Annotated in this window: 11 protein-coding genes, 1 tRNA gene, 2 pseudogenes and 1 riboswitch; of the genes and pseudogenes, 8 read left to right on the forward strand and 6 right to left on the reverse strand. The window is 66.0% G+C overall.

Going from position 1 to position 13,678, the window contains the following annotated elements; genetic code table 11:
* Positions 1-109 precede the first annotated feature (109 nt).
* Positions 110-1,302 (reverse strand): annotated as a pseudogene (locus AKN84_RS36565) (O-succinylhomoserine sulfhydrylase).
* 75 nt (positions 1,303-1,377) lie between these two features.
* Positions 1,378-1,457: riboswitch (SAM riboswitch) on the reverse strand.
* A gap of 133 nt (positions 1,458-1,590) precedes the next feature.
* On the opposite strand from AKN84_RS36565, the gene AKN84_RS36570 reads away from it, so the two are divergent.
* The 3 genes from AKN84_RS36570 (at position 1,591) to AKN84_RS36580 (ending at position 5,627) form a co-directional block, all read left to right on the forward strand.
* Positions 1,591-2,697, forward strand: a complete 1,107-nt coding sequence (locus AKN84_RS36570) for a 2'-deoxycytidine 5'-triphosphate deaminase (RefSeq protein ID WP_050425274.1) — start codon at positions 1,591-1,593, stop codon at positions 2,695-2,697.
* A 302-nt stretch (positions 2,698-2,999) separates the two neighbouring features.
* Entirely contained in the window at positions 3,000-4,055 is a 1,056-nt protein-coding gene (locus AKN84_RS36575; protein WP_050425275.1) for a hypothetical protein, read from the forward strand.
* Between the two features lie 129 nt (positions 4,056-4,184).
* Complete coding sequence (locus AKN84_RS36580) at positions 4,185-5,627, forward strand: MATE family efflux transporter (protein WP_050425276.1); 1,443 nt, start codon at positions 4,185-4,187, stop codon at positions 5,625-5,627.
* A 210-nt stretch (positions 5,628-5,837) separates the two neighbouring features.
* Here the strand turns inward: AKN84_RS36580 and AKN84_RS36585 are convergent, their stop codons facing one another.
* The 4 genes from AKN84_RS36585 to AKN84_RS36600 form a co-directional block, all read right to left on the reverse strand.
* Positions 5,838-6,254 carry an SRPBCC family protein gene (locus AKN84_RS36585; protein ID WP_050425277.1) on the reverse strand — a complete coding sequence of 139 codons (417 nt, stop codon included), beginning with the start codon at positions 6,252-6,254 and terminating at the stop codon, positions 5,838-5,840.
* A gap of 134 nt (positions 6,255-6,388) precedes the next feature.
* On the reverse strand, positions 6,389-6,748 hold the full coding sequence (locus AKN84_RS36590; RefSeq protein WP_050425278.1) for a VOC family protein: 360 nt from the start codon (positions 6,746-6,748) through the stop codon (positions 6,389-6,391).
* A gap of 54 nt (positions 6,749-6,802) precedes the next feature.
* A complete protein-coding gene (locus AKN84_RS36595; protein ID WP_050425279.1) occupies positions 6,803-7,642 on the reverse strand; it encodes a helix-turn-helix transcriptional regulator in 840 nt (279 codons plus the stop codon).
* Between the two features lie 9 nt (positions 7,643-7,651).
* A complete protein-coding gene (locus AKN84_RS36600; RefSeq protein WP_050425302.1) occupies positions 7,652-8,230 on the reverse strand; it encodes a methylated-DNA--[protein]-cysteine S-methyltransferase in 579 nt (192 codons plus the stop codon).
* 204 nt (positions 8,231-8,434) lie between these two features.
* On the opposite strand from AKN84_RS36600, the gene AKN84_RS36605 reads away from it, so the two are divergent.
* The 4 genes from AKN84_RS36605 (at position 8,435) to AKN84_RS48250 (ending at position 10,645) form a co-directional block, all read left to right on the forward strand.
* Positions 8,435-9,955, forward strand: a complete 1,521-nt coding sequence (locus tag AKN84_RS36605) for a glycosyltransferase family protein (protein ID WP_050425303.1) — start codon at positions 8,435-8,437, stop codon at positions 9,953-9,955.
* Positions 9,956-10,065: 110 nt separating this feature from the next.
* Positions 10,066-10,138: transfer RNA gene (locus AKN84_RS36610), tRNA-Gly, on the forward strand.
* A 42-nt stretch (positions 10,139-10,180) separates the two neighbouring features.
* The gene (locus AKN84_RS46510) at positions 10,181-10,432 is read left to right on the forward strand and encodes a DUF3551 domain-containing protein (protein WP_128971478.1); all 252 of its coding nucleotides are present in this window, start codon (positions 10,181-10,183) and stop codon (positions 10,430-10,432) included.
* A 42-nt stretch (positions 10,433-10,474) separates the two neighbouring features.
* Positions 10,475-10,645: a hypothetical protein gene (locus AKN84_RS48250; RefSeq protein ID WP_167351898.1), complete on the forward strand. Its 171-nt coding sequence runs from the start codon at positions 10,475-10,477 to the stop codon at positions 10,643-10,645.
* A 327-nt stretch (positions 10,646-10,972) separates the two neighbouring features.
* Here AKN84_RS48250 and AKN84_RS36615 read toward each other — a convergent pair.
* Positions 10,973-11,991 (reverse strand): annotated as a pseudogene (locus AKN84_RS36615) (LLM class flavin-dependent oxidoreductase).
* Between the two features lie 518 nt (positions 11,992-12,509).
* Here AKN84_RS36615 and AKN84_RS36620 point away from each other — a divergent pair.
* On the forward strand, positions 12,510-13,676 hold the full coding sequence (locus AKN84_RS36620; protein ID WP_050425280.1) for an NADH:flavin oxidoreductase/NADH oxidase: 1,167 nt from the start codon (positions 12,510-12,512) through the stop codon (positions 13,674-13,676).
* The last annotated feature ends 2 nt before the right edge of the window (positions 13,677-13,678 follow it).

The raw sequence follows: 13,678 nt of genomic DNA on the forward strand, positions 1-13,678 counted from the left end.
TGCGGGTGGTGGCTCTCTCCACGGAATGACTCGCGGAGAGAGCCCCACCCCAGCCCTCCCCCGCAAGCGGGAGAGGGAGCTCAGTTCATTCCGGGGCGACGCGTTCGCCTCAAACCTGCTCCAGCGCGCGCTGGAAATCCTCGATCAGATCGTCGGGATGCTCGAGCCCGGCCGAGAAGCGGATAAAGCCTTCGCTGATGCCGAGTTCGGCGCGGGCCTCCGGCGCCAGGCGCTGATGCGTCGTGGTCGCGGGATGCGTGACCAGGCTCTTGGCATCGCCGAGATTGTTGGAGATGCGCGAGATCTTCAGCGCGTTGAGGCAGCGGAACGCGCCGGCCTTGCCGTCCTTGACCTCGAAGCCGACCAGCGTCGAGCCGGCGCCCATCTGCTTCTTCACCGTCGCAGCCTGCGGATGATCCGCGCGGCCCGGATAAACCAGTCGGGTGACCTTCGGATGGTTCGCCAGTGCCTCGGCGATCTTGGCCGCGTTCTCGGTCTGGGCGCGGACGCGGACGCCGAGCGTCTCCAGCCCCTTCAGCAGCACCCAGGCGTTGAACGGCGACAGCGACGGGCCGGTCTGGCGCATGAAATTATGGATGTGCTCGGCGATGAAGGCTTCCGACGACAGGATGACGCCGCCGAGGCAGCGGCCCTGGCCGTCGATATGCTTGGTCGCGGAATAGACCACGACGTCGGCGCCGAGCGACAGCGGGCTCTGCCAGATCGGCGTTGCGAACACGTTGTCGACGATCAGCCGGGCGCCGCCGCTATGCGCAATCTTGGCGATTTCAGCGATATCGAGCACGTCAAGCGTCGGATTGGTCGGGCTCTCCAGGAAGAAGGTTTTGGTATTCGGCCGCAAGGCGCGCTGCCACTGGTCGAGGTCGAGACCGTCGACCAGCGTCGTCTCGATGCCGTAGCGCGGCAGCAAATCCTGCACGACATAGAGGCAGGAGCCGAACAGGGCCTTCGACGCCACCACGTGATCGCCGGCCTTCAGCGGTGCGAGGATCGCGGTCGTCACCGCGGCCATGCCGGTCGCGGTCGAGCGCGCGGCTTCCGCGCCCTCGAGCTCGATCATGCGGCGCTCGAACATCGCAATCGTCGGGTTGGAATAGCGCGAATAAATGAAACCGGGATCCTGGCCCTTGAAGCGCGCCTCGCATTGCTCGGCGGTGTCGTAGACGTAGCCTGGGTGAGAAACAGCCCTTCCGACGTCTCCCCGAACTGCGAGCGCAGCGTGCCGCCATGGACCAGGCGGGTTTCGGGACGGAAGCGGGCGGTACCTTCAGATTCAGACATGTGACCTCCGAAGTGGCCATTTCCCTCGGAAATGGCCACAAAAAAACCGGCCTGGAGAAACCTCCACAAGCCGGGATCACACTGTCCCCGGCCTGTTTAGCGACTTATTTAACGTGGCTGCAAGCCGGCCGGCTCAAATCACCACGGGATAACTGGAGCTGATATTCCCTCGCGCCCTTTCCGTCAAGACGGTCATCGGATAACCCGTAAAAGCCCATATTTTGGGGCTTGATGGCCGCTCAGAGGTTGATTTTGGGCCATCTCGAGGGATCGCCGAGGGACCGTATCGTGTCGTTCACGCTGGAAGATGAATCCAACGGAATTCTGCCCGACCGCATGATCGCGGAGATGGCGGAGGCCGGCCTCATCCTGCCCGCCTACGACTTCGTCGAAAGCCAGATCCAGCCGGCGAGCCTCGACCTGCGCCTCGGCGACATCGCCTACCGCGTCCGCGCCAGCTTCCTGCCCGGGCCCGACGCCACCGTCGCCGAGCGGATCGACCAACTGAAGCTGCACGAGATCGACCTCTCCGACGGCGCGGTGCTGGAGACCAATTGCGTCTACATCGTCCCGCTGCTGGAGAGCCTAGCGCTGCCGCCGGAGATCGTGGCCGCCGCCAATCCGAAGAGCTCGACCGGACGGCTCGACGTCTTCACCCGCGTGATCGCCGACGGCACCCGCCGCTTCGACATGATCGGCGCCGGCTATCACGGCCCGCTCTATGCCGAGATCTCACCGAAGACGTTTCCCGTGCTGCTGCGCGAGGGCTCGCGGCTCAGCCAGGTCCGCTTCCGGATCGGCGAGGCGACGCTTTCCGCCGACGAGCTCGATGCGCTGCATGCCGCCGAGCGGCTGGTCGATGCCGACAATGCCGATCTCACCCATGGCGTCGCGCTCTCGGTCGATCTCTCCGGCGAGAGCTCGGGCGGCTTCGTCGGCTATCGCGCCAAGCGCCACACCGGCGTGGTCGATGTCGATCGCCGCGGCGGCTATGCGGTCGACGATTTCTGGGAGCCGATCAAGGCGCGGCCCGACGGCAGCCTGATCCTGGATCCCGGCGAGTTCTACATCCTGGCGTCGAAAGAGGCGGTGCAGGTGCCGCCGGACTACGCGGCGGAGATGGTGCCGTTCGATCCCTTGGTCGGCGAATTCCGCGTCCACTATGCCGGCTTCTTCGATCCCGGCTTCGGCTATGCCGGCGCCGGCGGCAAGGGCGCGCGCGCCGTGCTCGAAGTGCGCTCGCGCGAGGTGCCGTTCATCCTCGAGCACGGCCAGATCGTCGGCCGTCTCGTCTATGAGCGGATGCTCGAGCGTCCCGACGCGCTGTACGGCCAGCGCATCGGCTCGAACTATCAGGCGCAGGGCCTCAAGCTCTCCAAGCATTTTCGCGTGTAATTCCGTTTCGCGGCGCGCGTAATTCCGTAGCCGGATGAAGCGCAGCGAAATCCGGGACGCTGCATACGCGCATTGAGCTGCCCCGGATTGCGCTTCGCTGCATCCGGGCTACGATCCTCGCCAACAATCTCCGCCGTCATTCCCCGCGAAAGCGGGGAATCCAGTACGCCGCGGCCTCTCCATCGATAACGACTGTCTCTGGAATACTGGATCGCCCGATCAAGTCGGGCGATGACAGTGTGTGTGTTGCGCCGGTTCTTCGGCGATGACACATTCCGGCAAACAACAAATCGGGAGTGAACATGAGCGCCGCAACAGATTCAGCGCAGCAAGAGGCGCAGTGGCGGAAGTGGCGCAGCGTCGCTGATCTCTATCATGCCTTCTTCACCGGGCTGATCCTCACCGTGGTGACGCGGCGCGGCACGGCTGATGCCGCGGAGCTCGTCTTCCGGGTGTTTCGCCGCCAGCAGCAGGAGCGCTTCCTGCCCGGCTTGAAGAAGCTCGGCCTCGACGGCCTGCCGCCTGCGGTCGCGGCCGCGCAGTATCATTATCTCTCCAACTGGATCGGCGGCGTGCACGTCGAATACATGTATGAGACCGACCGCAAGGCCTGGATCCGCTATCCGCCGCCGCGCTGGATCTGGAAGGGCACCGCGATCTGCGGCGTGCCCGGCGAGGTCTCGCGCGCGATGCTGCGCGGCTGGCACGCCAACAACGGTGTGGCGCTCGGCGATCTCAGGCTCGGTTTCGTCTGCACCAAGCAGAGCGTCGACGGCCAGGATGGCCTCGAGGGCTATTACTGCGAATACGACCATCCGCTCGAGCTCGATCAGCGCCTGGTGTTCGCGCGCCATCTCGAGGCGCCGGCGTTCGATCCGAAGACCGCGCCGGCGCTGCCGGTCGACAGCTGGCCGCGTCAGCGGCTGGAGAAGGCCTACCGCAACTACGCGATGGAATATGTGAAGACGGCCGCACCGGTTATCGTGCAGGTGTTCGGGCCTGAGGATGCGAGCTATCTGCTGCACCTCACCGGCAAGCTGATTGGCATGCAGTATTTCGACGAGGTCGCGCAGGGGCTCGGCGGCAGCCGTGGCCGTGCCACGGAATTTGCCGCATTTCTGCGCACGCTCTTCGAGTCGCAGGATGATGTCACTGAGATCAGCGAGTCCGAGGGCCAGTTCGAATTCCGCCAGCAGGGCTGGAAGCTGATGGCCGATGTCGCCGATTATCATCCGGCCTGCGCCAGCGTGCTGACTGGGCTGTTCGAGGGCCTGGCAGCCGGCTGCGGGCGGCACATTCCGGTGCATCTGAAGCCGAACAGCGCCGCCAGCGCGCCGTTCGTGTGGTCGATCGGCTAGATCAGAGGTTCATCAAGCTTCACCTGCAATCGCGCAGGCCCCCCTTGCGTCCCGCGCACGTGGAATCCGTCGCTGCCATGGTAGGGAAACACCTTGGCGCGGCTCCCCAGATCGCGCGTGGGGGTGGAAATGTCCGATCTCGGCCTCGCCGAAATACCTGTCGACGAACAAGAACGGCCGCTGCCGCCGCCGGTGACCAAGCCGGCGCGCAACGCGCTGCTCGACGGGCCGATTTTGCGCACGCTGTTGTGGCTCGCCTGGCCGAACGTGATCGCGCTCTCCGCCGGCACCTGCGTGGTCATCGCGGAGACCTCCTATATCGGCCGGCTCGGCGTCGAGTCGCTCGCGGCGATGGCGCTGGTGTTTCCCTGCGTGATCCTGACCATGACGATGTCGGGCGGCGCGATGGGCGGCGGCGTCGCATCTGCGATTGCGCGCGCGCTCGGCGCCGGCGAGATCGAGCGCGCCTCGACCTTGGCGATGCATGCGCTGCTGATCGGGTTGACGTTTGGCGTCACCTTCATGCTGGGCATGCTGATCTTCGGTCCGCGCCTGCTCGAACTGCTCGGCGGCCGCGGCAATGTGCTGGCACAGGCGATCGCCTATACGCAGATATTCTTCGGCGGCGCGATCCTGCCCTGGCTGATGAACACGATGGCCGGCATCCTGCGCGGCACCGGCAACATGAAACTGCCGTCGACCATGATCCTGTCGTCCGCGGTGTGGCAGATCATGCTCGGCGGCACGCTCGGGCTCGGCCTCGGGCCGGTGCCGCAATTCGGCATGCGCGGCGTCGCCGCGGGTTCGTTGATCGCCTATTCGATCAGCATCAGCGTGATGGGCTGGTACCTGTTCTCGGGCCGCGCCCGCGTCAAGCCGAAGCTCAAGGGGCTGCGCGTGCAATGGGCGATGTTCATCGACATCCTCAGGGTCGGCGCGGTCTCCTGTTTCTCGCCGCTGCAATCGGTTCTGACGATCTCGATCTTCACCCACATGCTGGCGCAGTTCGGCACCGCGGTGCTCGCCGGTTACGGCATCGGCGCGCGGCTGGAATTCATGCTGACCTCGGTCGCCTTCGCGGTCGGCATCGCCTCGGTGCCGATGATCGGCATGGCAGTCGGCGCCGAGCGCGTCGCGCGCGCCCGCCGCATCGCCTGGACCGCGGGCACGGTGTCGTTCCTGTCGGTCGGCGTGGTCGGCAGCTTCATCGCCGTGTTCCCCGACCTCTGGGTCAATCTGTTCACCAGTGATCCGCATGTGCGGGCGACCAGCCATCAATATCTGTCGACCGCCGCGCCGATGTACGCCTTCATTGGCCTTGCGATGTCGATGTATTTCTCCTCGCAGGGCGCCGCCAAGGTGCTGGGCCCGGTGCTGGCGCAGACCGCGCGGCTGATCTTCATCGGCACCGGCGGCTGGTGGCTGTCGACGCATGAGGCGAGCGCGCAAAACTTCTTCGCACTCGCCGCCGCCTCGATGGGCGTGCTCGGCGTGCTGTCCTGCCTCAGCGTGATCCTGACGCGCTGGGGGAAGTCGGCACCGGTCGCCGAGGCGCAGCCGGCGCTGTCTTAAAATCTGTCAATCCGTCATCCTGAGGAGCCGCGAAGCGGCGTCTCGAAGGATCGACGGCCCCGCTGCTTCGGCGTGCGCTCGTGGAAACAGCTGGGCTGTCGCCCTTCGAGACGGCCGCTTCGTGGCCTCCTCCAGCGACAAAGGCAAAGCCTTTGCGCGGGGGTGACGGTCATAGTTTGAAATGCGCGGCCGGTCGCATGACCTGGCGGATCACGCCGCGCTCTTCTCCCTGGCCGATTTCGCAAGCGCGCCCTGCATCGCCGCCGCGCCGAGGTCCATCTGCGCGTCGATGTAGGGCGCGATCTCGTGCGGCAGCACGTCGGCGATCCACGCCACCCGGCAGCGCGCATCGCCGTCGGTAAATACCTGTACCGAGGCGGAATGCTGCTTCAGCCGCTCGCTGCTGACCGCATAGACCAGCCGTCGTCGCTTGTCGTCGCAATCGACCAGCGTCTCGCGCGCCACGGTGCCGTTACTGAAAGTGACGGTGCGTACGTCGCCGTCGAGCTGCGTGTCGGTGACGAAGCCCGGCACCAGCCGCGTATGCAGCGCGCCGAAATCGCGCAGCGCGTCCCAGACGTGGTCGGCCGGCGCGTCGATTGGAATGTCTTTGTGAATGGAAGCCATGAGATTGGGTCCTTCGAAAGATGGTGAAGCCGTCATTGCGAGGAGCGAAGCGACGAAGCAATCCATGTCGCAGCAAGCGGGAAGGTGGATTGCTTCGCTCCGCTCGCAATGACGGCGGAGTTTGCCGCGTGCACTCAGGTCGACACCGCCTCGACATTATTGCCGTCGGGGTCGAGCAGGAACGCCGCGTAGTAGGTCGGGCTGTAGTCCTTGCGATGGCCCGCCGCGCCGTTGTCCTTGCCGCCGGCCTTCAGGCCCTCGGTGTGGAATGTCTTGATTGCGTCGTGGCTGGGCGCGCGGAACGCGATATGCGCGCCGCCCTGCGCCTTGCCCTTTTGCAGATGCAGCCAGAGCGCGGGCTCGCCCTTCGGGCCGAAGCCGGCGCCGCTGTCGTCGCGCGAGCACAGCACGAAGCCGAGCGGCGCCAGCACCGCGGTGTAGAAGCGCACGCTGGCGTCGAGGTCGGCGACGCGCAATCCGATATGGTCGTACATGATGAAGTCTCCAGTCGCTGTGCGCGTCGACGGACGCGGACTGGAGAAGCCTAGCTATTGCAGCGCAAGGCGTTCTTGGAGAATCTTGCGGTCGCCGCGGGAGGCCTGGCGGAACTTGAGCGGCGAGGCACCGGCGGCGCGGTGGAAGCTGCGCACGAAATTGGAGAGATCGCCGAAACCGACGTCATAGGCGATGTCGGTGACCGGGCTGTCGTCGTCAACCAGCCGCCGCGCCGCATGGCGCAGCCGCGAGCGCACGAGATATTGATGCGGGGTGACGCCGAGCACCGCAGAAAACAGCCGCAGGAAATGAAACGTGCTCAACCCGGCCTGTTCGGCTGCATCGTCGAGATCGATCTGATGATGCGAATTGGCGTCGATCCACAGCGCCGCCTCAACGGCGCGGCGGCGATCGCGCAGGCCGGCGGTGAGGGGCTTTGCCTTGCGGTCCGACACCAACTCGACAAGGCGGCTCGTCAGGAGATGGCCGACCTCGTCGAGCCCGACATCGCTGTTGCCAGCTGCCGCCGTTTGGGCGAGTTCGCCGATTACCATCAATTCCGGCAGCGGCGGCACCGAGCCGACCTGCCAGACCGATGTGCGATCGCCGATCGTCTCGACCAGCTCGGGGTCGAGGAAGAATGACAGGCATTCGTCGCCGACCACATGGTCGTGCGTGCAGGTGTATTCGTCGCCGGGATGGCCGACCAGGATCGAGCCGGCCACCAGCTCATGAAAGCGGCCGCGGCAATGGCAGCCGAAGCTGCCGCTGCGCACATAGGACACGGAGTGGCAGGCGAACTGCTCGGCGAACGGCTTGTCGCCGGGTTCCGCCGTGCAGCGAAACTCGTTCACCGTGATGCGATCGCGCTGCAACAGCGTGGTGTGGGTCATACCCGAGATTTAGGCGTGCGGCCGGGGCCGTGCAACGGGCAGCAGAACGTCGAACAGGGTCTTGCTGGTGGTCGGTTGGGCGCCTTCGATCGAGAGCAGCCGCCGCTTGGAGATGCTGCCGCCGTTCGCTGAAATCCGGTCAGGATAGTGCCCCGCCTCGAGCACGCGGTGGCAGGGCACGATGATCATGAAGGGATTGCGGCCGAGCGCCTGCGCCACCGAATAGACCGCGCCGGTCGCGCGGAGGGCGCTGGCGATATCCTCGTAGGTCCGGGTCTCGCCGCGGGGAATGCTGCGGACGGCCTGGTAGACGCGCTGGTTGAAAGCCGGCATGCCGCTCATGTCGAGCGCCACGCCTGCGAGGTCGGCATCGCTGCCGCGCAAGGTCGCTGCAATGCCCTCGATCGCAAGCTCGATCTCCTCGGGCGGCCGCGTCTCACGCGCATCGGGATAGAGCTGGAACAGCCGCCTGCGGGTGTCGATCTCGCGGAGCTCGGGAAGCTGGACACCGGCAACGCCGGCTTCGCCCCATGCGATGCCGCATCGGCCGATTGCCGTGTCGAAAATGGTGTACCCACGCCCCGCCATGACGCCACGCGCCCCCACGCAGGCGAGCATAACATCGTCGCGGACCGGCGCATCCGATAATCTTGACGTTTGGTTAAGCATGTTGCGACCGGCGCTGTGTGACCTCGACAACGTCCGGTCACGCATCGTCCAGTCACGCATCTTAAATGCTTTGCCCGCTATCTGGTCGCCGGCATGCTGCTCCAGAAGACGATCTTTGGGACGATGACGAGCACGAGCGCCGAGGCCGCGCCCGGCAGCGCTGCCATGGCCGGGCGCGCGAGTGGGCGTTTGCACCCGCTGTTCGCGTTGCTGCTGCTGGCGCTGGTGATCCGCCTTGCGGTCGCCGTCTGGCCCAACGTGATCTATCCCGACGAGGTCTTTCAGTATCTCGAGCCGGCGTGGCGGATGCTCGGCCATGACGGCATTTTGACCTGGGAATGGCGCGAGGGTATTCGCGGCTGGTTCATGCCGACATTGATGGCCGGGCCGGTTGCTCTGGGTGATGCGATTGCGCCTGGCGGCGCGGGGGCCTTCTTGCTGCCGCGCCTGATCGCCGCTTGCGCCTCGCTGTCGATCGTGGTCAGCGCCTGGTTGCTGGGCGCGCGGATCTCGCGAACCCATGCCGTCGTCGCGGCCTTTGCCGCCGCGACCTGGTTCGAGTTGTTCATGCTCGCACCCCATACATTGGGCGAGCCGCTGGCGACCGCGCTGATCGTGCCGGCGGCGCTGCTGATCACCGATCATCCGTCGCAGCGGCGTCTCGCGATTGGCGGCGCCTTGCTCGCTTTCGCCTTTGTCTGCCGCTTCCAGTATGCGCCGGCGATCGCCGTGCTGGCCCTCGGGGCGTGCTGGACACGCTGGCGAAACCTCGTTCCGTTGGTCGCCGGCGGGCTCGTTGCGTTGCTGCTCGCCGCCGCGATCGACCTTGCGCACGGCGCCGTGCCGTTCGCCTGGCTGATCGCGAACATCAAGGAAAACCTCGTCCACGATCGCGCCATCGAGTTCGGCGTGTCGCCGCCTTCGGCCTATCTGATCGACTTCCTGACCGTTTGGTCGGTGGCGATCCTGCTGCCGCTCGCTGCGATCTGGCGCGGCTGGCGGCACGCGCCGCTGCTGCTGACCGTTGCGCTGGTCAACCTCGTCTTCCACAGCCTGATCACGCACAAGGAATACCGCTTCGTCTTCCTGTCGCTGGTGCTGTTCATCATCGTCGCGGCGCTGGGCTCGGCCGATTGGGTGCAATCGCTGCGCGCGAAAGCCGCGTGGCGCCGCTGGGCGTTGCCGATCGTGCTCGGCGGCTGGGCGTTGCTGTCGGTCGCGATGGCCGGCGCCAGCGACGGGATGCGCGAGTACTGGATGCGCGGCGTCGGCGCCGCGTGGCTCGCCGCCGAACTGCGCAGCGATCCGCAGATGTGCGGCCTTGCGCTTTACAACGTTCGCTTCCAGCAATTGCCGGGGCGGGAGCGACTGGTCGGCCCGGCGCCGCTCTACGCGCTGCAGCCCGCCGATCCGCTCGCCGAGCTGATTCTGCCGCCGCTGCTGCTGCAGGCGACCAGGCCGGCCTTCAATCGCATCCTGGCGCGGCCCGAGGCCGCAGGCGATCTGCCGGCGGATTTTTCGCAGCAAAGCTGTGCCCGCGTCGGCTTCAGCGATGCCTGCATCTATGCACGCGGCGGGAACTGCGATACATCGGCCGCTGCGCCCTTTTTCATCAATGACGTGCTCGTGAGGATGGGCCAGTAGCGCGCGGCGGTGCCGCGACCTGCGTCACTGCACGCTTGATCCTCAGCCGCCGCCCGGGCTATGGTCCGGCCGGTCGCCCCCGTGGGGTTCGACCTCAAGCAATTGAGATCGCGGGCGAGTTCAATGGTAGAACGGCAGCTTCCCAAGCTGCATACGAGGGTTCGATTCCCTTCGCCCGCTCCAGTCCCCAGGCAAAAATCGCGCGAGCATAGCAGGAGACGAGACGTGAGGTTGCTTGCAGCGCTGTTGCTCTCGCTCGGCGCGCTTTACATGACGACGCCGGCATCGGCGCAAATGTATGACCCTCGCTATCCCGTCTGCATGCATGTTTACGGGGAACTGCTCGGCGAGCGAATGGATTGTATCTTCACATCGTTGCAGCAGTGCCAGGCCAGCATGGCGGGCAATCCGGCAACCTGCCTGGTGAACCCGTTCTACGTTCCAAGATCGGGGCGTCCTGACCGGCCTGAACGATGACCCTTCCGCTCGTCCCTGCGAGCGTTCATTCGAGATCGATGCATGGAATGGTGGTACTTCGCGCTGTTTGCCGTCGTCCTGATCGGGTGCGTGTTTGCCGTCCGCGCCCGGCGCGGCAGGGATTCGGACGGGGATCAGGAACTCAACCGGCGGATCGATGAGCGTATCGATCGCCTCGATCTTGATCGCCGCACGCGTGACCGGGACCCCTAACCGACCTCGCGCCGGGGTCCCGGGATATTACGGCGGTCTGTTCACGCAACGTGCGCGCCTAACGAACTGTACTCAACCTGTTCTTCTCACAACGCGCAGTTATGTTTCCGTAGTTCTCCGCGTTTGAGAACGGAGTTCCGCCGGAACGTTTCTGCGTGTTCCGGGATTATCCAGGCAGAACCGGCCTCACCTCCGGCGGAGCATGGCCGGTTCAAGCCCGCGGCCAGTCGTCCGCTCTCAACCACACCCCCCTAGAGCACGGCCGCCGCGGGTCCTTGTCCAAATTCGACCCGCGTGACGAGGGTGCCGCGGCGTTCCTCGCTGGATTCAGCGCCAACCCATCGCGGGCGCGACGTGGGTCAAGATGCTCTCGATCACATGCGCGTTGTAGGCGACGCCGAGTTGATTGGGGACGGTCAGCAGCAGGGTGTCGGCCTCCGCGATCGCCTCGTCGGTCTTGAGCTGCTCGATCAGTCTGTCAGGCTCGGCGGCGTAGCCGCGGCCGAAGATCGCGCGTGTCCGCTCGTCGATGAAGCCGATCTGTCTTCCTCCTGCCCGTTGCCGAAATAGGCGCGGTCGCGATCGTCGATCAACGCGAAGATGCTGCGGCTCACCGAGACCCGCGGCTCGCGTGTGTGGCCGGCCTCCTTCCAGGCGGCACGGTAGGCCCGGATCTGCGCGGCCTGCTGGATGTGGAAGGCCTCTCCGGTCTCGTCGCTCTTCAGCGTCGAGCTCTGCAGGTTCATCCCGAGCTTCGCCGCCCAGACCGCGGTCGCGTTCGAGCCGGCGCCCCACCAGATGCGTTCGCGCAGGCCTTCCGACAGCGGCTCGAGCCGCAGCAGGCCCGGCGGATTGGGAAACATCGGCCGCGGATTGGGCTGCGCAAAACCTTGTCCGCGCAGCATGTCGAGGAAGATCTCGGCATGACGCCGGCCCATGTCGGCGTCGGTCTCGCCTTCGCCCGGCTGATAGCCGAAAAAGCGCCAGCCATCGATCACCTGTTCGGGCGAGCCGCGGCTGATGCCGAGTTGCAGGCGTCCCTTCGCGATCAGGTCGGCCGCGCCGGCGTCCTCGATCATGTAGAGCGGATTTTCGTAGCGCATGTCGATCACGGCGGTGCCGATCTCGATCCGGCTGGTCCTCGCGCCGACCGCCGCCAGCAGCGGGAAGGGCGACGCCAGCTGTCGGGCGAAGTGATGGACGCGAAAATACGCGCCGTCCGCGCCGAGCTCTTCGGCGGCGACCGCAAGGTCGATGGATTGCAGCAGCACGTCCGCGGCCGAGCGGGCCTGGGATTGCGGGGAGGGCGTCCAGTGCCCGAACGAAAGGAATCCGATTTTTTTCATCTCGGCAATGTAGGCACGGCCGATGCGAATTGCGACCGATCACACGAACGGCGAGAACAGAGGTCACCCTCCCCTGGAGGGGGAGGGTCGGCTCACAGCGAGCGAAGCGAGATTTGAGGCGGGGTGGGGTGATCTCTCCACTCGGGCAGCGCCCGATATGAGAGACCCTCACCCCACCTCGGTTCGCATTTTTCATGCGAACCGATCCCAGAGCGAGCTCCGCTCGTCTCGACCCCTCCAGGGGAGGATGGATTCTGAACTCGCCGATCCGTGGCATGATCCCAGGCATGACTGAAAGTCAGCCGGGGATGACTGAAAGTCATCAAGGGATAGTGGAATGTGTTGACCAGCCGCGTGAATATCCGCGGCAAACATTGCGGGTTGGATCGTGCTGTCGCCCCGGATGCTGCATGCGTGCAGGTCCTGCCGCCTGCGCCGTTGCGCGACTTGCGATTGCGGGACGCGCCGCCTAGCTTGCGGCCGCCATTCTTTCCGCCACCACGCTACCGCAGGTCCCGATGTCGCAGCCGTTTCTGTTTCAGCCGATCACGCTTCGCGGCGTGACCTCCCGAAACCGCATCCTGATTTCACCGATGTGCCAGTATTCGGCGACCAACGGCCTCGCCAATGACTGGCACCTTGTTCATCTTGGTAAATTCGCCCAGGGCGGCGCCGGGCTCGTGATGGTCGAGGCCGCGGCGGTCGCGGCCGAAGGGCGCATCACGCATGGCGATGTCGGCATCTGGAATGACGAGCAGATCGCGCCGCTCGAACGCATCGCCGCCTTCCTGAAGGACAACGGCGCGGTGCCCTCGATCCAGCTCGCGCATGCCGGCCGCAAGGCCAGCATGCAGCGGCCCTGGTACGGCAATGCCGCGCTCGACGAGGCCGATCGCGCCCGCGGCGATCTGCCGTGGCGGACCGTGGCGCCGAGCGCGATCCCGATGGAGGAAGGCTGGCTGATGCCGCACGCGCTCGATGCGGCCGAGCTCGCCGCGCTGCGCGAGCAATGGCGCCGCGCCACCTTGCGCGCGGTCGAGGCCGGCTTCGAATTCGTCGAGGTGCATTGCGCGCATGGTTATCTGCTGCACGAATTCCTGTCGCCATTGTCGAATCGCCGCAGCGACGCCTATGGCGGCGACCGCGCCGGGCGGATGCGCTATCCGCTCGAGATCATCGAGACCGTCCGCGCAGCCTGGCCTGCCGAGCGGCCGCTGGCGGTGCGGATTTCCTCGGTCGACGGTGTCGACGGCGGCCTGACGCTCGAGGACCAGATTGCGTTCGCGCGCGAAGCCAAGGCGCGGGGCGCCGATTTGATCGATTGTTCGTCGGGTGGCCTGCTCGGTTCGGCAACCGCGGCGCGGATTCCGCGCGGCTATGGCTTCCAGGTGCCCTATGCGGACGAGATCCGGCGCGCCGCCGACGTCGCCACCATCGCGGTCGGCCTGATCCTGCATCCGCAACAGGCGGAGGATGTGCTGGCAGGCGGCCAGGCCGATCTGGTCGCGATCGGGCGCGAAGCGTTGTTCGATCCGAACTGGCCGCTGCATGCCGAGCTCGCGCTCGGCGGCGGAAGCAGCGAAGTGTTCGCGTCCTGGCCGAAGCAGTATGGCTGGTGGCTGGAGCGGCGCGAGCCGGGCCTGCGCAGGCTCGAAGGCCCGCCGCTGCCGTTCCGCAGCGCGTGACA

The sequence above is a fragment of the Bradyrhizobium tropiciagri genome, assembly GCF_001189845.1.
Taxonomy (GTDB): Bacteria; Pseudomonadota; Alphaproteobacteria; order Rhizobiales; family Xanthobacteraceae; genus Bradyrhizobium; species Bradyrhizobium tropiciagri.

Bases quoted from the DNA above. Each gene is read 5' to 3' on its own strand.
- AKN84_RS36580 (WP_050425276.1), top strand. From the start codon at position 4,185: ATGTCCGATCTCGGCCTCGCCGAAATACCTGTCGACGAACAAGAACGG.
- AKN84_RS36600 (WP_050425302.1), bottom strand. From the start codon at position 8,230: ATGGCGGGGCGTGGGTACACCATTTTCGACACGGCAATCGGCCGATGC.
- AKN84_RS48250 (WP_167351898.1), top strand. From the start codon at position 10,475: ATGGAATGGTGGTACTTCGCGCTGTTTGCCGTCGTCCTGATCGGGTGC.
- AKN84_RS36585 (WP_050425277.1), bottom strand. From the start codon at position 6,254: ATGGCTTCCATTCACAAAGACATTCCAATCGACGCGCCGGCCGACCAC.
- AKN84_RS36595 (WP_050425279.1), bottom strand. From the start codon at position 7,642: ATGACCCACACCACGCTGTTGCAGCGCGATCGCATCACGGTGAACGAG.
- AKN84_RS36590 (WP_050425278.1), bottom strand. From the start codon at position 6,748: ATGTACGACCATATCGGATTGCGCGTCGCCGACCTCGACGCCAGCGTG.
- AKN84_RS36575 (WP_050425275.1), top strand. From the start codon at position 3,000: ATGAGCGCCGCAACAGATTCAGCGCAGCAAGAGGCGCAGTGGCGGAAG.
- AKN84_RS36620 (WP_050425280.1), top strand. From the start codon at position 12,510: ATGTCGCAGCCGTTTCTGTTTCAGCCGATCACGCTTCGCGGCGTGACC.
- AKN84_RS36605 (WP_050425303.1), top strand. From the start codon at position 8,435: ATGACGAGCACGAGCGCCGAGGCCGCGCCCGGCAGCGCTGCCATGGCC.